Origin of the sequence: Ensifer sp. Root142 (assembly GCF_001426785.1) — a bacterium.
GTDB classification, from domain to species: Bacteria; Pseudomonadota; Alphaproteobacteria; order Rhizobiales; family Rhizobiaceae; genus Ensifer; species Ensifer canadensis.
Genome location: NZ_LMFK01000034.1, coordinates 81,347 through 103,099, shown reverse-complemented (window position 1 = coordinate 103,099; position 21,753 = coordinate 81,347). Strand labels below are relative to the sequence as shown.

Sequence of the window (21,753 nt, the reverse complement as noted above, 5' to 3'; positions counted from 1 at the left end):
CGGATACTGGCGAGATGCAGAACGACAACGACAATGCCCCCGACCGCCCGAAAAAGCCGCTGCCTGCCGCGGCCATGCGCGCGCTGAAGGAAGCGGAGGAGCGTCGGCAGGCTGAAGCGGAGAAGGTTATGCCGACAGAAATCGGCGGCCGCGGCGGCGCCGACCCGGCACGCTTCGGCGACTGGGAAATCAAGGGTAGGGCGATCGATTTCTGAGAATGCTCTCAGACGGGTTTGAAGCGAAGGAACATTTCCTTCTTTGGGATCGTCCGAAAACAACCGTGGGTCATATCGATCTCCTGCTGCCGCCCGGGAACTCCGCTTACCGTCAATCGGAATCCGGCTCACAAACGCCCGTCGATGACCCAGTCGTCTATTCAGTCCACCGCCTCGGTACGAAACATCATACAAAAAAGGGCGGCTCGAAGCCGCCCTTTTTACCGTGCGTTGCTGTTAAGCCTTGTTCTGCCGGTTGGCGATCAGGTCTTCCACAACAGCCGGATCGGCAAGCGTTGAGGTGTCACCAAGCGCACCGAAATCGTCTTCCGCGATCTTGCGCAGGATGCGGCGCATGATCTTGCCCGAGCGGGTCTTCGGCAGGCCGGGGGCAAACTGGATCTTGTCTGGCGTCGCGATCGGGCCGATTTCCGAGCGGACGTGCTTTACCAGCGCCTGACGCAGATCGTCATTGCCGACCTCACCCGCCATCAGCGAGACGTAGCAGTAGATGCCCTGTCCCTTGATCGGGTGCGGATAGCCGACGACGGCTGCCTCGGACACCAGATGGTGCGAGACAAGCGCCGATTCGACTTCGGCCGTGCCCAGCCGGTGTCCGGAGACGTTGAGCACGTCGTCGACGCGGCCGGTGATCCAATAGTAGCCATCCTCGTCGCGACGGCAGCCGTCACCCGTAAAATACTTGCCCTTGTAGGTGGCGAAGTAGGTCTGGCCGAAGCGTGCATGATCGCCATAGATCGTGCGCATCTGGCCGGGCCAGCTGTCGGTGATGCAGAGGTTGCCGTCGGCAGGTCCTTCGAGCACGTTGCCTTCGTTGTCGACCAGCTGCGGCTGGACGCCGAAGAAGGGCCGCGTCGCCGATCCGGGCTTGAGATCGGTCGCGCCCGGCAGCGGCGTGATCAGGATGCCGCCGGTTTCCGTCTGCCACCAGGTGTCGACGATCGGCGATTTCTGATCGCCAACGACGTTGTAGTACCATTCCCAGGCTTCCGGGTTGATCGGTTCGCCGACCGAACCGAGCAGGCGCAGCGACGAGCGCGAGGCGCGCTTGACGAAATCGTCGCCGGCGCCCATCAGCGAGCGGATTGCCGTCGGCGCGGTGTAGAAGACGTTGACCTTGTGCTTGTCGATGACTTCCCAGAAGCGGCCTGCGTCGGGGAAGTTCGGAACGCCCTCGAACATCACGGTGGTCGCCGCGTTGGCGAGCGGTCCGTAGACGATGTAGGAATGGCCGGTCACCCAGCCGACATCCGCCGTGCACCAATAGATATCGCCGTCGCGATAGTCGAACACGTATTCATGGGTCATCGAGGCATAGACGAGGTAGCCGCCGGTGGTGTGCAGCACGCCCTTCGGCTTGCCGGTCGAGCCCGAGGTGTAGAGGATGAACAACGGGTCTTCCGCCTTCATCTTCGCCGGCTCGCAATGCGGCTTCACGGTCGCAGTTTCCTGGTGGTACCAGAGGTCGCGGCCCGGCGCCCAGCCGATCTTGCCGCCGGTGCGGCGCACGACCAGCACCTTGTTGACGATCACGTGCTGCTTGGCGGCGATGTCGATCGCGGTGTCGGTATTTTCCTTCAGCGGCACCGGCTTGCCACCGCGCACGCCCTCGTCACAGGTGATGACGAAGGTGGATTCGCAGTCGACGATGCGGCCGGCGAGCGCGTCCGGCGAGAAGCCGCCGAACACGACCGAATGAATGGCGCCGATGCGCGCGCAGGCAAGCATCGCGTAGGATGCTTCCGGGATCATCGGCATGTAGATGGTGACGCGGTCGCCCTTCTTGACGCCATGCTTCTTCAGGACGTTGGCAAGCCGACAAACCTGCTCGTAGAGCTGGTTGTAGGTGATCTTCTTGTCGATATAGGGGTTGTCGCCTTCCCAGATGATCGCCGTCTTTTCGCCGTGCGTCTTCAGGTGGCGGTCGATGCAATTGTAGGAGACGTTGGTGAGGCCGTCCTCGTACCACTTGATCGAGACCTTGCCCTTGAAAGAGGTGTTCTTGACCTTGGTATAGGGCTTGAACCAGTCGATCCGTTTGCCGTGTTTGCCCCAGAACTTGGCCGGGTCCTCGACACTTTCCTCATACCACTTCAGATAGGTCGCGTTATCGAGCAGCGTCCGGCTCTTGGCAGACTTCAACACCGGATAGATCTTGGCGGACATTCGTTCCTCCCTGCGCATTCCTGTCTGAGGTCCCTCCCGGGGACCCCGCCTCGGCGACGAGTCATAGCAGGTCAAAGCCGCGCCGCAATTAGACAAAAGGACATTTGGAACTGGAGAATTGCAATTTTGAGACAACGACGCTATAGAGGCGCTCAATTCCCGGAAATCAGTGGTAGACTCCACGGCCCGCGACACCGGCGCGGCGGACAAAAGGACTATATCCATGGCTCAGCAACTGCTTATGCCCAAGGCAACAGCCGTCTGGCTCGTCGACAATACGGCATTGTCGTTCGAACAGATTGCAACGTTTTGCAAGCTGCATCCGCTCGAAGTGAAGGCGATCGCAGACGGTGAATCGGCACAGGGCATCAAGGGTCTAGATCCAATCGCAACCGGACAGCTGTCGCGCGACGAGATCGCCCGCGCCGAGGCAAATCCGAACCACAAGCTCAAGCTTTCGGAGCCGAAAGTCCGTGTTCCCGACTCCAAGCGCAAGGGCCCGCGCTACACGCCGGTCTCCAAGCGCCAGGATCGCCCGAATGCCATTCTCTGGCTGGTTCGCAACCATCCCGAGCTGAAGGACGCGCAGATTTCCCGCCTCGTCGGCACCACGAAGTCGACGATCGAGCAGATTCGCGAGCGCACCCACTGGAACTCGACGAACCTGACGCCGATGGATCCGGTAACGCTTGGCCTGTGCTCGCAGATCGATCTCGACCTTGAAGTCGAACGCGCCGCCAAGGGCCGTCCGCTGCCGACAGCCGCCGAGCTCGGCGCGACGCTCGAAGCAGCCCAGGAAACAGAAAAGCTCAACTTCAGCTACGAGCGCGAAGAAGAGAAGGAAATCGATGCGGATGCCGTCTTCGCCAAGCTCAAGTCGCTGAAGTCGGATCGCAAGGACGAGGACGAAGACGATCAATATTGATCGACTTGTCATGACCTGACGAAAGCCCGGATCGCTCGATCCGGGCTTTTTTGTTTGCCAGATTCAGTAGGCCGAACCGGACTGGTCCTTCAGATTGTGGCGCTCGGTCCCCTTGAGCGGTGGATTGAAGACACTGACGAGGATGAGATCCTCATTTTTTCCTCCCCGCAGGAAATGTTTGTCGTGCTGATCGAGCACGTAGATGTCGCCCTGACGAATCGGAAAGACATTGCCCTGCATATCCTCCACCTCGCCCTGGCCGGCGATGCAGTAGCAAGCCTCAAGATGGTTGCGGTACTCCAGCAATGAGACCGTATTGGCGCGAACGACGGTGTGGCAAACGGTAAAACCCATGCCATCTTTTTCCGTCAGCAGTCGGTGGCTGGTGCCGCTCCCCCATTCGACGAAATGATCGGTGGCCTCGATATCCTGCAGGCTGCGCACGAACATGTGCTATATCCTCCTATGAGAAATTCTTACATGACGAAGACCGGAATGCGTTCTCGTGATGTTAAAATCCTTATCCCACGGGACTTTTCGATAGAAAAACAACGATTTCTCAAGAGGTGGTTGAGGAGAATTTGCAGATGCTTCCGCCACTCGGCATGCTTCGCGCATTCGAGGCCGCCGCCCGGCTCGCCAGCTTTTCACGTGCCGCGGACGAGCTGCATGTCACACACGCTGCAGTTAGCCATCAGATAAGGCTGCTCGAGGAATGGTTCGGCCGGCCGTTGTTCCGGCGGGAAAAGCGCGGCGTCGGTCTCCTTCCTGACGCCGAGCGGTTGGCCGACGCCTTGACATCGTGTTTTGCGCGCATCGCGATCGAAACAGAAATGCTGCGCGCCAACGCCAAATCATCGATCACCGTCGCTTGCATCCCATCGATCGCCACGCGCTGGCTGATACCGGCGCTCAGCGATTTCCTCGAACGGCACCCGGACGTCGATGTAAAGGTAATCTACGCGATGGCCGAGCAGAGGCTGCGGGAGACGGGTTGCGACGTGCTCATCACGCTCGGTGCGGACCTATCCGTCGGGACGCAATGCGACCGGCTGTTTTCGCGTGCGAACCGCCCGGTCGCCAGCCCTCGTTACATCGAGCGCAAAGGCGCGCTCTACACACCAGAGGCAATCACCACCGCCGACCTGCTTCACGACGAGACGATCGCGCGGTGGCAAGAATGGTTTGCGACAGCCGGCCTGCCCATGGCTCGACCGCCGCGCCGCGGTCCGGTTTTCCAGGATTTCAACCTGCTGGCGACGGCCGTGATCGCCGGCCATGGCGTGGCGCTCTGCCCGGTCGAAGTCTTTCGCCGCGAGATCGAGCACGGCGATCTCATCGTCCTCTCGCCGATCGCCACACTTGAAGACGAGAGTTACTACCTCATCACCAAGAACCTGCGCAGCAAACCGGTGGCGGCCTTCAGCACGTGGTTCAGTTCCGTCGTTCGAATCTGAGGCATGCTCCTGCATGTTTCCTTAAATCCTATTCGATTTAAGGATAAAAACATGCAGCCATTCAAAGTGCTACAGCGACCTTTGCGCGTCTAATAAGACGCGCGGCGCTGTAGAATGCACGATCAGATGCCGATACCCTTGGAATGAAGCACCGCGGCAATCTCATCGAGGATCGCTGGGTCGTCGATTGTCGCCGGCATTTTCCACGGTTGGCGATCGGCGATCTTCTGGATCGTCGCGCGCAGGATCTTGCCGGATCGGGTTTTCGGCAGCCGCTTGACGCACATCGCCACGCGGAAGGCGGCCACCGGCCCGATGCGATCACGCACGAGGCTGATGACCTCCCGTTCGATCTCGGATGTTTCACGGGAAACATTCGAGTTGATGACCAGAAAGCCGGCGGGGATCTGACCCTTCAGCGCGTCGGCGATGCCGATGACGGCACATTCCGCCACATCCGGATGGCTGGCGCACACTTCCTCCATGGCGCCCGTCGACAACCGGTGACCGGCGACATTGATGATGTCGTCGGTGCGCGCCATGATGAAGACATAGCCGTCATCGTCGAGGTAGCCGGCATCGGCCGTCTTGTAGTAGCCGGGAAACTCCTCGAGATAGGCCGCGCGAAACCGATGGTCGGCATTCCAGAGTGTCGGCAGACACCCTGGAGGCAAAGGCAGTTTGACCACGACGTTGCCCAGCGTGCCCGCTTCGACCGGATGACCGGCGTCGTCGAGGATCTGGACATCGTAGCCGGGTAACGGAACAGCCGGTGATCCGTATTTGACAGGCAGGAGTCCGAGTCCGAGCGGATTGCCGGCAACAGGCCAGCCCGTTTCCGTCTGCCACCAATGGTCGATGATCGGCACACCGAGCGCCCTTTCCGCCCAGCAGATCGTGTCGGGGTCGGCCCGTTCACCGGCCAGAAACAACGCACGAAACCGAGAAAGATCATGGTTCGTCACCAGCGACGCATCCGGATCCTCCTTGCGAATGGCGCGCAGCGCCGTCGGAGCGGTGAACATGACGGCCACGCCGTGTTCCGCGATAATCCGCCAGTAGGTTCCGGGATCCGGCGTGCCGACGGGCTTGCCTTCGAACAGGATCGAGGTGTTGCCGTTGAGAAGCGGCCCATAGACGATGAACGAATGCCCGACGACCCAGCCGATGTCGGACGCCGCCCAGAAGACCTCACCGGGCTGAACGCCGAAGAAATTCTGCATCGACCATTTGAGCGCAACCATGTGGCCGCCATTGTCGCGCACCACGCCCTTCGGCTGGCCTGTGGTGCCGGAGGTATAGAGCACGTAAAGCGGATCGGTGGACGCCACCGGCGTGCAACCGGCCTCGTCGCCCGCATCCTTTGCCGCCGCAAGCGCTGTGGCATAGTCGATATCGCGCACCGGCGTCATATCCGCCTGCAGCATCTCGCGCTGATAGACAAGGCAATGCGCCGGTTTGTGTTCGGCGATCGTCAGCGCCGCATCGAGCAGCGGCTTGTAGGCGACCGTGCGACCGGGCTCGATGCCGCAGCTGGCCGACACGATGAGCTTGGCCCGGCAATCGTCGATGCGAACGGCGAGTTCGTTGGCGGCGAAGCCGCCAAACACCACCGAATGCACCGCGCCGATGCGCGCGGCGGCAAGCATCGCCACCGCCGCCTGCGGGATCATCGGCATATAGATGATGATGCGATCGCCTTTGTCGACGCCGAGCTTGCGGTAGACGGCGGCCAGCGCCTTGACGTCGTCGAGCAACGCTCCATAGGAGATGCGCTCGATGCTAGACGTGACCGGGCTGTCGTAGATGAAGGCGATCTGCTCGCCACGACCGGCTTCGACATGCCGGTCCAGGCAATTGTAGCAGCTGTTGGTCAGCCCGCCGGGAAACCAGTGGCCATAAATGCCCCCTTCAGCCTCGAAGGCGCGCTCCGGCCTCTCGAACCAGTCGATCGCCTCTGCCGCCTCAGACCAGAACCCCTCCGGATCCGTCTTCCACGCGCCGTACACTTCGGAATAGCGGCTCGCCATATCCGTTCTCCTCCCAATGCATGCCGGGCGATGCCCGGCCTCCTCGTGCACAAGGATAGGCTAATGAGAACGAAGGTGAACCCCGACGAAAGCGTAATGCGACGTTTTGGCCGTCAGCGTGATCCGAAAATTGCCGAACCGACGCGCACGCTGGTCGCGCCGAACTGGACCGCCGTTTCGAAATCTCCGGACATGCCCATCGACAGCCTGTCGAGCATGCACGCGCCGGCTAGTTTCGCCAACAGCGCAAAATGCGGACCGGGGTTCTCGTCGACAGGCGGAATGCACATCAGACCCTCGATAACCATATCCAGTTCCTCGCGGCAGAAGGTCACGAACGCGATGGTTTCTGCAGGCGCAATTCCGGCCTTCTGCGGTTCCAGACCGGTGTTGACCTGGACATAGAGACGAAGCGTCCTGTCCTGGCGCTTCATTTCCGCCGAGATCGCCCGGGCAATTTTCTCGCGATCGACGGTCTCGATGACATCAAACAGGGCAACGGCTTCTGCCGCCTTGTTGGACTGCAGCGGCCCGATCAGATGCAGCGCCAGATCGGGGCTTTCGCCCTTCAGCAGCGGCCATTTGCCCTGTGCTTCCTGCACGCGGTTTTCGCCGAACACGCGTTGGCCGGCCTCGATCACCGGACGGATCGCGTCAGCGTCGAATGTCTTGGAAACGGCAACGAGGCTGACGGCATTCTTTGGGCGCTTTGCCGCCCTTTCCGCCGTGTGAATCCGGCTCACGACATCCTGTAACCGCTCTTGAACTTCCATGGATATATTCTCCGACATAACGACCTTCCGGGCGATAACTAGCGGATTAGGCAAACTTGCGCGCCTTGCCAAGGCCATCGCCGCTCGAGCCGGCCCAAATCCGCCAAAGTGTCGCGCCAAACCCTTCGAAAACTTGACCACCAAGCGGTTTCATGATGAAGGTCACCCCAACTATCATGAGGGCGCTCCCTTGCCCCGCAGAACTTCCGGAACACCTAAAAGACATGTCTACCGAACGATATAATCCGCGTGATGCCGAGCCGCGTTGGCAGCAGGAATGGGAAAACGGCGAGGTCTTCAAGACCGAGAACGATGATCCGCGCGAAAAATATTACGTGCTCGAGATGTTCCCCTATCCGTCCGGGCGCATCCACATGGGCCACGTGCGCAACTACACGATGGGCGACGTCGTCGCCCGCTACAAGCGCGCCCGGGGCTTCAACGTGCTTCACCCCATGGGTTGGGATGCCTTCGGCATGCCGGCGGAAAACGCCGCCATGGAGCGCGGCGTGCATCCGGCCAGCTGGACCTATCAGAACATCGCCTCGATGAAGGCGCAGCTGAAGGTCATGGGACTGTCGCTTGACTGGAACCGCGAATTCGCGACCTGCGACCCTGAATACTACCAGCGCCAACAGCACCTGTTTATCGATTTTCTCGAGAAGGGCCTGGTTTACCGCAAGCAGTCCAAGGTCAACTGGGACCCGGTCGACAATACCGTTCTCGCCAACGAGCAGGTCATTGACGGCCGCGGTTGGCGTTCCGGCGCGCTCGTCGAGCAGCGCGAGCTGACGCAGTGGTTCTTCCGCATCACCGACTTCAGCCAGGAACTGCTGGACGCTCTGGACACGCTGGACCAGTGGCCGGAAAAAGTACGCCTGATGCAGAAGAACTGGATCGGCCGCTCCGAGGGCCTGTCCATTCGCTGGCAGATCGTCGAAGGCACCGCCGCCGCCGACACCACGGAACTGACCGTTTACACTACCCGTCCGGACACGCTGTTCGGCGCCTCCTTCCTGGCGATTTCCGCCGATCACCCGCTTGCCAGGCAGGCAGCGGCAAAGGATCCGGCAATCGAGGCCTTCTGCGAGGAGTGCCGGCGCGCCGGGACCTCACTTGCAGCGCTCGAGACCGCTGAAAAGAAGGGCATGGACACCGGCATCCGCGCCAGGCATCCACTCGACGAAAGCTGGGAGCTGCCGGTCTACGTCGCCAACTTCGTCCTCATGGACTACGGCACGGGCGCGATCTTCGGCTGCCCGTCCGGCGACCAGCGCGACCTCGACTTCGCCCGCAAGTATGGGCTTCCAGTCGTTCCGGTCGTCATGCCGAGGGATGCCGATGCCGAAAGCTTCGCGATCGGTGACGAGGCCTATATCGGCGACGGCGTGATGATCAATTCGCGTTTTCTCGACGGCCTGTCGACGGAAGACGCGTTCGAAACCGTGGCATCGAAGCTGGAAAAGTGCGTGTTGGCCGGCGCGCCGCGCGCCGAACGCAAGGTCAATTTCCGCCTGCGCGACTGGGGTATTTCCCGCCAGCGCTATTGGGGCTGCCCGATCCCGGTCATCCATTGCGATGACTGCGGCGTCATTCCCGTTCCCAAGGCCGACCTGCCCGTCATCCTGCCGCCGGACGTCACCTTCGACAAGCCGGGCAACCCGCTCGACCGCCATCCGACCTGGCGGCACGTGGCCTGCCCGCATTGCGGCAAGGACGCCCGTCGCGAGACCGACACGATGGACACCTTCGTCGATTCGTCCTGGTACTTCACGCGCTTCACGGCTCCTTGGGAGGACGACCCGACCGATCCGAAGACGGCCAACCACTGGCTGCCCGTCGACCAGTATATCGGCGGTATCGAACACGCGATCCTACATCTGCTCTATTCGCGCTTCTTCACACGCGCGATGAAGGCGACCGGCCATGTTGCCCTGGACGAACCGTTCAAGGGCCTGTTCACCCAGGGCATGGTGGTGCACGAGACCTACAGCCGCGGCGAAGGCGCCCAGCGCGAATGGATCACGCCGGCGGAAATCCGCATCGACGAGGTCGACGGACAGCGCCGCGCCGTTCTGCTCGAGACCGGCGAAGACATCACCATCGGCTCGATCGAGAAGATGTCGAAGTCGAAGAAGAACGTCGTTGATCCTGACGATATCATCGCCTCCTACGGCGCCGATACCGCACGCTTCTTCGTTCTGTCCGACTCGCCGCCCGACCGTGACGTCATCTGGTCAGAGTCTGGCGTCGAAGGCGCCCATCGCTTCGTTCAGCGCGTCTGGCGCCTGATCGGCGAGGCGGCGGAAACACTTCGCACAGTCGAGGCGGCGCCAGCCCATGAAGGCAGCGGACTCGTTCTCTCACAGGCGGCCCACAGGACGCTGCGCGCGGTTGAAGCCGATTACGACAAGCTGGCCTTCAACAAGGCCGTGGCACGTATCTATGAGCTCGTGAACGTGATTGCGGCCCCCTTGACCCAGGTTGCTGCCGGCAAGGCCGATGCGGCGCTGGCAGCGGCTGCAAAGGATGCAACATCGATCCTGGTCAACCTGATCGCCCCAATGATGCCGCACCTGGCCGAGGAATGCTGGCAGGCGATCGGCGGCAAGGGCCTGATCGCCGAAAGCGGCTGGCCGAAGTTTGATGCGGCGCTCGTCGTTGAGAATGAAGTCACGCTGCCGGTCCAGATCAACGGCAAGAAGCGCGCGGATTTGACAATCGCGCGCGATGCAGATCAGACTGCGATCGAGAATGCCGTTCTCGCTCTCGATGCCGTCAAGTCCGTTCTCAACGGCAGCAGCCCCAAGAAAATCATCGTCGTGCCTCAGAGGATCGTCAATGTCGTTGTCTGATAGAGCTGGCTCCAGCATCCGGTCGCTCCCGATGCTGGCTGGTGTTCTTATGTTGACCGCGCTCGCCGGCTGCCAGGTCAGGCCACTTTATTCCGATGCGGTCGGCACATCGGCAGCGCTTGCGTCGATCGAAATCTCCGATGCGGATGACCGTGTTGAGCAGGAGGTGCGCAACGCATTGATCTTCCTGGCCGCCGGCGGCCAGGGAGAACCGGCGAACCCGCAATATCATCTGGCGCTGAACGTCACGACCCGCGTCATGGGCACGCTCTTTGATCAGGCACGGGACCGGGCAGCCGCAGGGCGTATCGTCGTGAAAGCGGACTATAACCTGTCCAGGGCCGGCACGGGCGAAACCATCAAGTCAGGCAACCGCACGGCCGTCGCGCTTGTCGACTTTCCCGTCCAGGAGTTTGCCAAGGTCCGCGCCGTCCGCGATGGCGAGAACCGCGCTGCAAGGGAACTGGCAGAGCTGATCCGGGCCGATATCGCCGCGGCCCTCAGCCGATAGAGCATTTCCAGGAAAAGTGCGAAGCGGTTTTCCGGCAGGAATTGCGTTGAAACAAAGGGATAGAGCGTTTCTGGGAGTCAGTCTAAACTGGAAACGCTCTAGGCGGTGACGGAATGAGCGAAGTCAAGTCGCACGAATTCGACTCTTTCCTACAGAAGTCAGCGGCACTTTATCGCCTCTTTGTCCTCTACGGACCAGACCGCGGGCTGGTTTCGGAGCGGGCAGAGGCGATCGCGTCGCGCAGCGGCGTTGCGCTCGACGACCCATTTTCCATCACCAAGCTCGATGCCGGGGATCTGCAACAGAGCCCCGGCCGGTTGCTCGACGAGGTCAATTCGATCGGCCTCTTCGGTGGCGAAAGGCTCATCTGGGTCCGCGGAGCCGCCAACGAGAAGGCGTTGGTCGATGGTCTGCAGATTTTGGCCGGCGAACCGCCGACCGGTAGCTATGTTGTCGTCGAAGCGGGTGATCTCAAGAAGGGATCGGCGCTGCGCAAGGTGGCCGAGACGGCACGTTCGATCGCGACTATCGCCTGCTACAGCGACGACGCCCGCAGCCTGCAGGCGTTGATCGACAAGGAATTGGGCGAAGAAAAACTCGGCATTACTCCGGCGGCACGTGAACGGCTGATAGAAGCGCTTGGCGGCGACCGCCTGGCATCGCGCAACGAAGTACGCAAGCTTGCACTCTATTGCCGTGGCAAGAGCACCGTCGACGAATCGGATGTGACCGACATTGTCGGCGATGCCAGCGCCATTTCCGTTGATGATGCTGTCGATGCGGTCCTGAAGGGTGACCTTGACGGTCTATTGCATGCGATGCAGAAGATAACCACGTCAAAAACGCCCGCCTTCCTCGTTTTGCAGGGGTGCCTCAGGCAGTTTCAGCAGCTCGATCTGATGCGCGCCGAAATGGATGCCAGCCGCCAGCAGGCCGGCCAGGTTATCGCCACCATGGGCCGGCACCTGCATTTTCGTCGCAAGCCCATCATCGAAGCAGCCCTCAGACATTGGTCTTCGCCGGCGATCCGCCGCGAACTGACACGGCTTCAAAATACGATCTATCAGAGCCGCACGCGCCAGAGCCTCGAGGAGAGCATGGTGCTGCAGAACCTGTTGGCGATTGCCGTGCAGTCAGCCAGACGCTGAGAGCCCGCAAAAGCAGGCTCAAATCAGCCTATCGGGCAATTGGAAGCGCGCTTAAAGCCTTTCCAGGAAAGGTGCGAAGCGGTTTTCCGTCAGGAAATGCGTAAAAACAAAGAGATAGAGCGTTTCTGTAGTTCGGTTTAAATCGAAAACACTCTAGCGGCGCTCGAGCAGGCGGCAGATCTCTTCAAGCTGATCAAGCGTCTTGTAGGAAATCCTGAGGTGCCCGCCTGAAGCCTTGTGACTGACGGTGACTTCAAGCCCGAGACTGTCGGACAGTGTCCGCTCCAGCGCCAACGTATCGGCGTCCTTCTCGTCACGACGTGCGGCCTTGGCGTAGTGGGGATCGTTCTGGGCGCGAATATCGTTCTGCGCCAGCCGCTCAGCGTCGCGAACGGAGAGACCCTTTGCGACGATGTTGCGGGCGAGCGTTGCCGGATCCGACGTCGGGATCAGCGCGCGCGCATGGCCTGCCGACAGGCTTCCTTCTGACAACATGTCCCGCACCGGCTCGGGCAGCTTCAAAAGCCGCAGGCTGTTGGCGACATGGCTGCGGCTCTTGCCGATGATCTCGCCGAGATCGTTCTGGGTGTAGCCGTGTTCGGCAATCAGCTGCTCGTAGCCAAGCGCTTCGTCGAGCGGGTTAAGGTCGGACCGCTGCACGTTCTCGACGATCGCGATTTCGAGCGCCGTGCGATCGTCAACGTCGCGGATGATAACCGGAATTTCGGTAAAGCCGGCGAGCTGCGCTGCACGCCAGCGGCGTTCCCCGGCGATGATCTCGTAACGGTCAGTGCCGATCGTGCGAGCGACGACCGGCTGGACGATGCCGTGCTGCCGAATGGAACTGGCGAGGTCCTGCAGTTCACCTTCGTCGAACTGTCGACGCGGGTTTCGCGGGTTGCGCGATACGAACTCGATCGGCACTTTCCGATCGGGGTTAACCGGAGCAGGGGAGGCGCCGGCCTGTATCGGCTGATCCATCTCGCCGATCAATGCAGCCAGTCCCCGGCCAAGCCTTCTCTTCGAGCTGTCGTCGTTCATAGTGTCACCCGATTTAAATTCCGGTACCGAAACAATTATGCGGCTTTGCGCTGCCGCTCGCGCTGGATTACTTCCGATGCGAGTTGAAGGTAGGCTTGGCTGCCTGCGCATTTCAGATCGTAAAGGATGGCCGGCTTACCATAGGACGGTGCTTCCGATACACGCACATTCCGCGGAATGAGCGTGTGGTAGACCTTATCCCCAAGATGGGTGCGGACATCGCTCACCACCTGCTGTGCCAGATTGTTGCGAGAATCGAACATCGTCAACACGATACCCTGGATGTCCAGGTTCGGGTTGACCGTTTGGCGCACTTGGTCAACCGTCTCCAGCAACTGGCTCAAACCCTCCAGCGCGAAGAATTCGCACTGAAGCGGCACCAGTACCGAATGTGCGGCAGCCATAGCGTTCATCGTCAGCAGATTGAACGATGGCGGGCAGTCGACGAGAACGTATGAATACTCCAATGCCTCGGGGCTCTCCAAGGCCTTGCGAAGACGAAAGGCGCGATCGACCTCCCTGGAGATTTCCATTTCGACGCCGAGCAGATCCATCGTCGAGGGCACGATAGCCAGATTCGGCACAACTGTCTGCTGGACGATCTCACCAATCGAGTGCGATCCAACCATCAATTCATAGGAGGAGAGATGGCGATCGCGGCGCTGAATGCCGAGGCCGGTGCTGGCATTGCCCTGCGGGTCCAGATCAACGATCAGAACCTTTTCGCCGATGGCGGCCAATGCCGTTGCCAGATTGATCGCCGTCGTCGTTTTGCCGACGCCCCCCTTCTGGTTCGCTATCGTGATGATCCGATTTTTTGCGCCAAACATGTTTCTGCTCGCCAATCACTGAGTTCTTCGCGAAAGATTTGCGATCTCGAGCACAACAGAATCTGGCTCAACGATGCTTGGGTGTTTTACCAGATCAAACGCATAGCGGCCAACGGCTTTGTCGATCTCACGCTGGTAATCCCGCCCTTTGTGGAAGTAGGCGACCGTTTTGCCACCTTCGGCCGTCAGCCAAGGCGATGAATAATCGAGCAGTAGGCTCAGATCCGCCAGCGCACGGGCGGAAATCGCATCGCATTTTGGTGCGACAGAGCTGGCATCTTCGATTCGAATCGGATGAACGGATCCGCGCGCACCGGTCTCCGTCAACGCCACGCGCAGGAAAGCGGCTTTCTTGTTGTTGCTCTCGATCAAATGTACCCAGCCGTCGGAAAATTCCTGGAGGTAGATGGCGGTAATCACTCCGGGAAATCCACCACCGCTACCGAGATCGACCCAGGTCTTCGGACCCGGCGCAAGTTGCGCCAATTGTAGACTATCGACGATATGCCGCCGCCACAGGTCGTCGAGCGTCGACGGAGCAATCAGATTGATGAACTTCGCCCATTTCTGAAACAGCGCTGCGAAGTGCTCTAGTCGTTCCTTCGTTTCACGTGAAACACGCAGTCCGTTCAAGCCAGCGAAGGGACTCGTTTTCATTGCGCACTTACCTTTTCTTCCCGTTCCGCGGAACGACTCATTCGTTTCAACCAAGCCAAGATCAACGAGGCGGCGGCCGGGGTCATCCCATCGACCTTCAGCGCCTGGGCCAGATTCCGCGGCGCCTGCAGCGTCAACTTCTGCTTCAGCTCATTCGATAGACCAGCTAATGCCGAAAAGTCAAAATCGCTTGGAATCGCTAAATCCTCTTCGCGGCGGATGCCAGCAATGTCCGATGCCTGGCGGTCCATATAGACGGCATAGGCAGCATCGATTTCGAGTGCCTCCACCACCGCGGACGGAATGTCTTTCAACTCGGGCCACAGGATCAGCAAGGCACCAACACTCTGGTCAGGATAGGATAGGATTTCGAACGCCGTTCGCCGCTGGCCATCCTGGTTCAGTTTGAGTCCATGACGGTTGCCTTCTGCCGGCGTCACCGACAATTGCTTGAGCAATGCCCGACCGCTGTCAAACTGCGCCTTCCATTCGACAAAGCGCGCCTGCCGCGCTTCAGACACGCAACCGATTTCGATTGCCTTCGGTGTCAGGCGCACGTCTGCATTGTCGGCACGCAGGGACAATCGGTATTCGGCGCGTGACGTGAACATGCGATAGGGTTCGGTAATACCCCGAGAGGTCAGGTCGTCGACCATCACGCCGATATAGGAATCGGTGCGGCTGAAGATGACGGCTTCGCGCCCCGTCGCTGCCTTGGCAGCATTCAAGCCGGCGACCAGGCCTTGTGCCCCGGCCTCTTCATAGCCCGTGGTGCCATTGATCTGGCCGGCGAGGAACAAGCCCGGCATCTTGCGCACCGCCAGCGTCGCATCAAGCTCACGCGGATCGACGTGATCGTATTCGATCGCGTAACCCGGCTGGAGGATCACGACACTCTCAAGGCCGGGGATTGTGCGAATAAACGCGTCTTGAACGTCTGCCGGCAAGGATGTCGAAATGCCGTTGGGATAGACGGTATCATCGTCCAGGCCTTCCGGTTCAAGGAAGATCTGGTGACCGTCCCGTTCGCCAAAGCGAACGATCTTATCCTCGATCGAGGGGCAGTAGCGCGGACCGACACCTTCGATCTGACCGGAATACATCGCCGACTTGCCGATATTGTCGGCAATGATCTTATGCGTGGCTTCGGTGGTTCGGGTCACACCGCAGTCGATCTGTCGGTTGACGATCCGATCGGTCATGAAGGAGAAGGGCACCGGATCTTCGTCAGGCCCCTGGCGTCCGACGCGATCCCAATCAATAGTCTTGCCGTCCAGGCGTGCTGGCGTCCCCGTCTTCAACCGTCCCAAACGAAGGCCGTAGCGCGCCAAGGTGGCGGAGAGGCCAAGCGACGGCTCTTCGCCAATACGACCCGCCGGTATCTTCTGGTCGCCGATATGGATCAGTCCCTTTAGAAAGGTCCCGGTCGTCAGCACCACCGCCGCCGCAGCAAAGGATCTGCCATCCTTCATCACCACGCCGGCAATCTTGCTGTCCTGTTCAAGAAGGTCGAAAGCATCACCTTCGATCACGGTCAGGTTTTCAATGGCGTCAATCTCTCGCTGCATGGCTTCGCGATAGAGTCGCCGGTCGGCTTGGGTACGTGGGCCACGAACAGCCGGCCCCTTGCGCCGATTGAGCAGGCGAAACTGAATTCCAGCCGCATCGGCGATGCGACCCATCAAGCCATCAAGCGCATCGATCTCACGCACGAGGTGGCCTTTGCCTAGACCCCCAATCGCCGGGTTGCACGACATCACGCCAATGGTCGACGCCTTATGGGTAATCAGAGCGGTGCGTGCACCGAGGCGCGCGGCCGCCGCCGCAGCCTCGCAGCCGGCATGACCTCCACCAATGACGATAACGTCAAAATGGACCATTTTTATCATCTCCGATCAAACGCGTTCCGGATTCGAATCGTTTCACGTGAAACACTTCGCATGACTCGCTAGCGTTGTATTGTTTTAGTCGAACATCATTTACCGATACAGAATTCGGAAAATATCACATCCAACAGGTTTTCAACATCCACACGCCCGGTGATGCGTCCGATTGCATCCCCTGCGACACGAAGCAGCTCAGCGCGTATATCCAGGCCGTCTTGGTTCAGGCGCAAACTTTCCGCAAGCGCAATGCTGGCTTGGCGCAAGGCGTCAACATGCCTGCGTCTGGAGGGGATAGAGAGGGCGGTAACCCCAGACAAATCAGGTAGATAGCCCGATATGACGTTCAAGAGCTGGTCCATCCCCGCACCCGTTGTGGTCGAAATCGAAACCTCGGCGCCCGGAATGGTATCGCTGCCGGCTCGGTCGATCTTGGTTGCGACCCGCAAGACCGGCACAGCCGTAAGAGCGAGGTCGTCAAGGGTGTTAAAACCTTCTGTGTTTTCGGAAAGAAGCAGCACAAGGTCGGCGTTTGCAATTACATCGCGAGCGCGGCGAATACCTTCACGCTCCACCGTCTCGTCGGTCTCGCGCAGCCCGGCAGTATCGAACAACTTGACGGAGAATCCGGCTAATGAAAGGTCGACGGAAAGCACATCGCGCGTCGTTCCGGCTATCTCTGTCACGATCGCGATATCACGTTTTGCCAAGGCATTGAGCAGGCTGGACTTGCCGGCGTTGGGTTCGCCGGCAATGACGATCTTCAGGCCATCCCGGATGATTTCGCCAATCGGCGCCTGGGCAATGTGCGCGTCGATCTCGCGACGCAGCAATTCCATATCTTTCCAGATCCGGTCACTGACCGAGCCCGGCACGTCCTCCTCATCGGCGAAATCGAGCTCCGCCTCGATCATCGCGCGCGCATGGGTCAGACGCTTGGCCCAATCGTCATAGACCTTAGACTGGCCGCCGGCGGAATGCTCCAGCGCCAGACGACGCTGCATCTCGGTCTCCGCAGCGATCAGATCCGACAAGCCCTCAATCTCGACAAGATCCATCTTGCCGTTATGGAAGGCTCGCCGTGAAAACTCGCCGGCCTCAGCGTGGCGCAGCCCCGCAAAGCCAGACAACTCATGCAGCAGCATTTGAACAACGGCACGGCTGCCATGCACGTGCAACTCGGCACAGTCTTCCCCTGTAAACGAGGCCGGGCCGCGGAAGTAGATGATCAGGCCGCTATCGATCATGAAACCGTTGCGAGAGCGAATCGATTTCAGTGACGCCAAACGCGGCTCAGGGACGGCACCACACAATGACTTCAGGACAGCGTTTGTTTCTGGTCCGCTTATCCTGATCACCGCTACGCCGGCTGGCAACGCCCCGCTGGAAAGCGCGTATATCGTATCCACCGATGGCATCGTGTCACCTGAGATCCAAAGAGAGTTCCTGCTCTACGCACGCCTGCGCCGGAAACAAGTTCCGGCGGGTGAGGCGGCCTCATATTGATAGCTGAATGAAACGCGTTAGTCGGCGTTCCCGGCGTTCACAGAGGTGTCGAGCGGTTGCGAGCTTATGCCGAATAGTCGGGAGAAGATCAAGCCTTAGCCGCGGGATCGCCCGAATGTGTTTCACGTGAATCACTGAACTGACAGAAGGCGACACCGGATGAGGGGATCCAAGATCATTGCGATAGCGAATCGAAAGGCTCGCCGAGGAAGCCGGTCCATCGTTGAATCCGGCTAATCAACGTGATCGCTGGAAATAAAGAGACCGGGCAAGATCACCTGCCCGGTCTCAATCACGATATCGGCGTTCGGCCGTATCAGGTGTTCATCGAGTCGAAGAAGTCGCCGTTGTTCTTTGTCTGCTTCAGCTTGTCGATGAGGAACTCGATCGCGTCGGTGGTACCCATCGGGGCCAGAATCCGGCGAAGAACGAAGATCTTCTGCAGATCCTGGCGTGGAACCAGCAGGTCTTCCTTACGCGTGCCGGACTTGAGAATGTCCATCGCCGGGAAGATGCGCTTGTCGGCGACCTTGCGGTCGAGCACGATTTCCGAGTTGCCGGTACCCTTGAACTCTTCGAAGATGACTTCGTCCATGCGGCTGCCGGTATCGATCAGCGCCGTGGCGATGATGGTCAGCGAACCACCTTCTTCGATGTTGCGGGCGGCACCAAAGAAGCGCTTCGGGCGCTGCAGGGCGTTGGCGTCGACACCACCGGTCAGAACCTTGCCGGATGAAGGAACAACGGTGTTATAGGCGCGACCGAGGCGGGTGATGGAATCGAGCAGGATCACGACGTCGCGGCCGTGCTCGACCAGGCGCTTTGCCTTTTCGATCACCATTTCGGCGACTTGCACGTGGCGCGTCGCCGGCTCGTCAAAGGTAGAGGAAACCACTTCGCCCTTCACGGAGCGCTGCATGTCGGTGACTTCTTCCGGCCGTTCGTCGATCAACAGAACGATCAGGTAACATTCCGGATGGTTTGCGGTGATCGAGTGGGCGATGTTCTGCAGGAGAACGGTCTTACCGGTGCGCGGCGGAGCGACGATCAGACCGCGCTGGCCCTTGCCGAGCGGCGCGACCAGGTCGATCACCCGAGCAGAAAGGTCCTTCGACGTCGGGATATCGAGTTCCATCTTGAAGCGCTCGTTTGGATAGAGCGGCGTCAGGTTGTCGAAGTGAACCTTGTGACGGATCTTTTCGGGATCGTCGAAATTGATGGTGTTGACTTTCAGCAGCGCGAAGTAGCGTTCGCCTTCCTTCGGTCCGCGGATCGGTCCCTCGACCGTGTCGCCGGTCTTCAGCGAGAAGCGGCGGATCTGGGAGGGGGAGATGTAGATATCGTCCGGGCCGGGAAGGTAGTTGGCATTGGCAGAGCGCAGAAAGCCGAATCCGTCCTGCAGAACCTCGACGACGCCTTCACCGATGATTTCGATATCCTGGGAGGCGAGCATCTTGAGGATTGCGAACATCAGCTCCTGCTTGCGCATGGTGCTCGCATTTTCCACCTCGAGCTCTTCGGCAAAGGCCAGAAGATCGGTCGGCGTCTTGTTCTTAAGTTCTTGTAGCTTCATTTCAGCCATGAAGGATCCATGTTTCGTCTGGGAATGGAAAGACGGCGTGTTTTCTGAAGGGAGCTGCGGCAGGAGGGGCAGGCTCTGGTCTTTGTCACAAGCCATGAAGAGGAGATGGGAGAAAATAGCGATTCACGTGAAACGCCGCAAGGGGCTGACGAAAATTAGCGAGAACTATTACAATTAGCAATCGTTAAAATTCAAAACGGCTTCACCACGACCATGATGACGATCAGGATCATCAGCAGCGTCGGGGCTTCGTTCATCAACCGCCAGTAGCGTGCCGTGCGGCGATTTTCGTCCCGCTGGAACGCCCGAACCGCCCGGCTGAAGCGCATGTGCACGACGGTCAGCATCACCACGAATAGCAGCTTGGCGTGAAGCCAGCCGCCCTGGAAGTCGTAGACGCTCCAGGCGAGGTAAAGCCCGAGCACCCAGGAGATCATCATCGCCGGGTTCATGATGACCGTCAGCAACCGCTGTTCCATCATTTTGAAGGTTTCGGACTGTTCGGAACCGGGTGCTGCGTCGGTGTGGTAGATGAACAGGCGCGGCATGTAGAGCAGCGCTGCCATCCACGACATCACCGCAATCACGTGTAGCGCCTTGATCCAGAGATAGAGGCTGTCGGGCTGCCAGACGAAAAGCCCGATGAGCGACGCGGCAAAACCGCCAAGCGCAATCATTGCTCTGACCCGCGCCCTGTTGCCTGGACCGCGATCCCTCTGGCGTTCATCCATCAGCGTGCTCCGCGAACGCGCGACACCAGCGCCGAGACGTTCTCCGGATCGGCCTGCGGCGTAATCCCGTGACCGAGGTTGAAAATGAGCGGTCCGTTGCCGAGCGCATCGAGAATACGATCTATGCCCTGCTCGAGGGCGGCACCGCCGGAAACGACCCGCATCGGATCAAGGTTACCCTGCACCGGTCCGTCCTTCTGCAAATCGACAGCAAAGGACAGTGGGACGGTCCAATCGAGCCCGATGGCATCGGCACCCGTCTTCTGGCGATAATGCTTCAGGAGAAGCCCTGCGCCCTTGGCAAAGGCAATGATCTTGGCCTGCGGACGTCGCGTCCGCACCGAAGCGATGATTCGCGCGACCGGCTTGACGGCAAATCGTTCGAATTCCTCTTCGCCCAGAACGCCAGCCCAGGAGTCGAAAATCTGTACCGCATCGGCGCCGGCATCGATCTGCTCGACCAGATAGTCCGCCGACACATCGGCCAGGAACGTCAAAAGCCGTTCGAAGGCTTCCGGGTTCTGGTAAGCGAACAGCCGGGCAGGGGCCTGATCCGGTGTTCCCTGACCAGCGATCATGTAGGTCGCAACGGTCCAGGGCGCACCGCAAAATCCGAGCAGCGTCGTCTCCGCCGGAAGTTCCCCACGCAAACGCGATACCGTTTCGAAGACCGGTTTCAGGTGATTGGAGATACCGTCAGCCTTCAGAGCATCGATGCCATCAACGTCGATCGGATCCATTCTCGGACCATGGCCTTCCTCAAAGCGAACGTTGCGCTTCAGCGCGTCCGGGATGACGAGGATGTCGGAAAAAAGAATGGCTGCGTCAAAAGCATAACGACGGATCGGTTGAAGCGTCACTTCGACAGCGAGATCAGGCGTGTAACAGAGATCGAGGAAACTTCCGGCGACGGCACGCGTTGCTCGATATTCGGGAAGGTACCGGCCGGCCTGGCGCATGAGCCAGACGGGAGGAGGACTGACCGTCTTCCCCTCCAAAACCTCCAGAACTTTCCTTCGTGTCTCGGCCACGGATGGTCTCTCCTAATATATAAACAAAGATATTTAGACTCTTTCTATTTCTTAGAGTCGGTGGGTATCAAGGATTAAAAGATGGCCACAGTTCATCCACGGCCACCCGATCGGATTAATCCGAGTGGGAAGCAGAGCAGCGGTCATGAATGCATTTCGTGGATAAGTGCAAAAATCCGATTTGAATCAGAGGATTGCCGTCTTTGAGAGAAAGCGATTTGCTGTGGACAATGAGTCGAAACGCGTGACACTTTGTCATTGCTGTGAGTCTTGTCCACATCCCCCGCGAAGCTTTCTTCGGCGTCGCACCAATTGTGAATAAGTCGGCAGTTTTCCCCTTGCCTCGGCCGTCGCGGCGCCGGTAGCCTCTTTTATCCCGGTTTATCAACAG

Annotated in this window: 18 protein-coding genes; 6 read left to right on the top strand and 12 right to left on the bottom strand. The window is 59.7% G+C overall.

The genetic code is table 11. The features are described 5' to 3' along the window. Positions 1–14: 14 nt before the first annotated feature. Positions 15–215, top strand: coding sequence for a DUF1674 domain-containing protein (locus ASD52_RS25395; protein ID WP_038575773.1), 201 nt, complete (start codon positions 15–17; stop codon positions 213–215). 237 nt (positions 216–452) lie between these two features. Here the strand turns inward: ASD52_RS25395 and acs are convergent, their stop codons facing one another. Beyond that, positions 453–2,402, bottom strand: a complete 1,950-nt coding sequence (gene acs / locus ASD52_RS25390; RefSeq protein WP_025425286.1) for an acetate--CoA ligase — start codon at positions 2,400–2,402, stop codon at positions 453–455. Positions 2,403–2,625: 223 nt separating this feature from the next. On the opposite strand from acs, the gene ASD52_RS25385 reads away from it, so the two are divergent. Continuing rightward, a complete protein-coding gene (locus ASD52_RS25385; protein ID WP_025425287.1) occupies positions 2,626–3,327 on the top strand; it encodes a DUF1013 domain-containing protein in 702 nt (233 codons plus the stop codon). A 63-nt stretch (positions 3,328–3,390) separates the two neighbouring features. On the opposite strand, the gene ASD52_RS25380 is transcribed toward ASD52_RS25385, so the two are convergent. Beyond that, the gene (locus ASD52_RS25380; protein WP_025425288.1) at positions 3,391–3,777 is read right to left on the bottom strand and encodes an ectoine synthase; all 387 of its coding nucleotides are present in this window, start codon (positions 3,775–3,777) and stop codon (positions 3,391–3,393) included. 137 nt (positions 3,778–3,914) lie between these two features. Here ASD52_RS25380 and ASD52_RS25375 point away from each other — a divergent pair, with 137 nt between their 5' ends. Further along, positions 3,915–4,784 (top strand): LysR substrate-binding domain-containing protein, encoded by an 870-nt coding sequence (locus ASD52_RS25375; protein ID WP_057225778.1) that lies wholly within the window; start codon positions 3,915–3,917, stop codon positions 4,782–4,784. A gap of 122 nt (positions 4,785–4,906) precedes the next feature. Here ASD52_RS25375 and ASD52_RS25370 read toward each other — a convergent pair whose 3' ends face one another. After that, a complete protein-coding gene (locus ASD52_RS25370; protein ID WP_025425290.1) occupies positions 4,907–6,814 on the bottom strand; it encodes an AMP-binding protein in 1,908 nt (635 codons plus the stop codon). 113 nt (positions 6,815–6,927) lie between these two features. Beyond that, complete coding sequence (locus tag ASD52_RS25365) at positions 6,928–7,587, bottom strand: YggS family pyridoxal phosphate-dependent enzyme (RefSeq protein WP_025425291.1); 660 nt, start codon at positions 7,585–7,587, stop codon at positions 6,928–6,930. Positions 7,588–7,811: 224 nt separating this feature from the next. Here ASD52_RS25365 and leuS point away from each other — a divergent pair, with 224 nt between their 5' ends. The 3 genes from leuS to holA all read left to right on the top strand — a co-directional run bounded on the left by leuS (position 7,812) and on the right by holA (position 12,101). Further along, positions 7,812–10,442, top strand: coding sequence for a leucine--tRNA ligase (gene leuS / locus ASD52_RS25360; RefSeq protein ID WP_057206468.1), 2,631 nt, complete (start codon positions 7,812–7,814; stop codon positions 10,440–10,442). Next, the gene (gene lptE / locus ASD52_RS25355; RefSeq protein ID WP_025425293.1) at positions 10,429–10,953 is read left to right on the top strand and encodes an LPS assembly lipoprotein LptE; all 525 of its coding nucleotides are present in this window, start codon (positions 10,429–10,431) and stop codon (positions 10,951–10,953) included. The genes leuS and lptE overlap by 14 nt, the downstream gene beginning before the upstream one ends. A 113-nt stretch (positions 10,954–11,066) precedes the next feature. Continuing rightward, entirely contained in the window at positions 11,067–12,101 is a 1,035-nt protein-coding gene (gene holA, locus ASD52_RS25350) for a DNA polymerase III subunit delta (RefSeq protein WP_057225776.1), read from the top strand. Between the two features lie 153 nt (positions 12,102–12,254). Here the strand turns inward: holA and ASD52_RS25345 are convergent, their stop codons facing one another. The 8 genes from ASD52_RS25345 to hemE form a co-directional block, all read right to left on the bottom strand. Beyond that, the gene (locus tag ASD52_RS25345) at positions 12,255–13,142 is read right to left on the bottom strand and encodes a ParB/RepB/Spo0J family partition protein (RefSeq protein ID WP_025425295.1); all 888 of its coding nucleotides are present in this window, start codon (positions 13,140–13,142) and stop codon (positions 12,255–12,257) included. Positions 13,143–13,177: 35 nt separating this feature from the next. Further along, positions 13,178–13,972 carry a ParA family protein gene (locus ASD52_RS25340; protein ID WP_025425296.1) on the bottom strand — a complete coding sequence of 265 codons (795 nt, stop codon included), beginning with the start codon at positions 13,970–13,972 and terminating at the stop codon, positions 13,178–13,180. A 15-nt stretch (positions 13,973–13,987) separates the two neighbouring features. Beyond that, positions 13,988–14,629 (bottom strand): 16S rRNA (guanine(527)-N(7))-methyltransferase RsmG, encoded by a 642-nt coding sequence (gene rsmG, locus ASD52_RS25335; RefSeq protein ID WP_025425297.1) that lies wholly within the window; start codon positions 14,627–14,629, stop codon positions 13,988–13,990. After that, a complete protein-coding gene (gene mnmG / locus ASD52_RS25330) occupies positions 14,626–16,509 on the bottom strand; it encodes a tRNA uridine-5-carboxymethylaminomethyl(34) synthesis enzyme MnmG (protein WP_057225774.1) in 1,884 nt (627 codons plus the stop codon). The genes rsmG and mnmG overlap by 4 nt, the downstream gene beginning before the upstream one ends. A gap of 95 nt (positions 16,510–16,604) precedes the next feature. Next, positions 16,605–17,930, bottom strand: a complete 1,326-nt coding sequence (mnmE, locus tag ASD52_RS25325) for a tRNA uridine-5-carboxymethylaminomethyl(34) synthesis GTPase MnmE (protein ID WP_025425299.1) — start codon at positions 17,928–17,930, stop codon at positions 16,605–16,607. Positions 17,931–18,334: 404 nt separating this feature from the next. After that, positions 18,335–19,600 carry a transcription termination factor Rho gene (rho, locus tag ASD52_RS25320; RefSeq protein WP_025425300.1) on the bottom strand — a complete coding sequence of 422 codons (1,266 nt, stop codon included), beginning with the start codon at positions 19,598–19,600 and terminating at the stop codon, positions 18,335–18,337. Positions 19,601–19,791: 191 nt separating this feature from the next. Further along, positions 19,792–20,334: a protoporphyrinogen oxidase HemJ gene (gene hemJ / locus ASD52_RS25315; protein WP_107028047.1), complete on the bottom strand. Its 543-nt coding sequence runs from the start codon at positions 20,332–20,334 to the stop codon at positions 19,792–19,794. Beyond that, complete coding sequence (gene hemE, locus ASD52_RS25310) at positions 20,331–21,362, bottom strand: uroporphyrinogen decarboxylase (protein ID WP_025425302.1); 1,032 nt, start codon at positions 21,360–21,362, stop codon at positions 20,331–20,333. Before hemE ends, hemJ begins: the two co-directional genes overlap by 4 nt. Between the last annotated feature and the right edge of the window lie 391 nt (positions 21,363–21,753).

Coding starts and splice junctions, on each gene's coding strand:
- ASD52_RS25395 (WP_038575773.1), top strand. CDS start 15: ATGCAGAACGACAACGACAATGCCCCCGACCGCCCGAAAAAGCCGCTG.
- acs (WP_025425286.1), bottom strand. CDS start 2,402: ATGTCCGCCAAGATCTATCCGGTGTTGAAGTCTGCCAAGAGCCGGACG.
- ASD52_RS25385 (WP_025425287.1), top strand. CDS start 2,626: ATGGCTCAGCAACTGCTTATGCCCAAGGCAACAGCCGTCTGGCTCGTC.
- ASD52_RS25380 (WP_025425288.1), bottom strand. CDS start 3,777: ATGTTCGTGCGCAGCCTGCAGGATATCGAGGCCACCGATCATTTCGTC.
- ASD52_RS25375 (WP_057225778.1), top strand. CDS start 3,915: ATGCTTCCGCCACTCGGCATGCTTCGCGCATTCGAGGCCGCCGCCCGG.
- ASD52_RS25370 (WP_025425290.1), bottom strand. CDS start 6,814: ATGGCGAGCCGCTATTCCGAAGTGTACGGCGCGTGGAAGACGGATCCG.
- ASD52_RS25365 (WP_025425291.1), bottom strand. CDS start 7,587: ATGGAAGTTCAAGAGCGGTTACAGGATGTCGTGAGCCGGATTCACACG.
- leuS (WP_057206468.1), top strand. CDS start 7,812: ATGTCTACCGAACGATATAATCCGCGTGATGCCGAGCCGCGTTGGCAG.
- lptE (WP_025425293.1), top strand. CDS start 10,429: ATGTCGTTGTCTGATAGAGCTGGCTCCAGCATCCGGTCGCTCCCGATG.
- holA (WP_057225776.1), top strand. CDS start 11,067: ATGAGCGAAGTCAAGTCGCACGAATTCGACTCTTTCCTACAGAAGTCA.
- ASD52_RS25345 (WP_025425295.1), bottom strand. CDS start 13,142: ATGAACGACGACAGCTCGAAGAGAAGGCTTGGCCGGGGACTGGCTGCA.
- ASD52_RS25340 (WP_025425296.1), bottom strand. CDS start 13,972: ATGTTTGGCGCAAAAAATCGGATCATCACGATAGCGAACCAGAAGGGG.
- rsmG (WP_025425297.1), bottom strand. CDS start 14,629: ATGAAAACGAGTCCCTTCGCTGGCTTGAACGGACTGCGTGTTTCACGT.
- mnmG (WP_057225774.1), bottom strand. CDS start 16,509: ATGGTCCATTTTGACGTTATCGTCATTGGTGGAGGTCATGCCGGCTGC.
- mnmE (WP_025425299.1), bottom strand. CDS start 17,930: ATGCCATCGGTGGATACGATATACGCGCTTTCCAGCGGGGCGTTGCCA.
- rho (WP_025425300.1), bottom strand. CDS start 19,600: ATGGCTGAAATGAAGCTACAAGAACTTAAGAACAAGACGCCGACCGAT.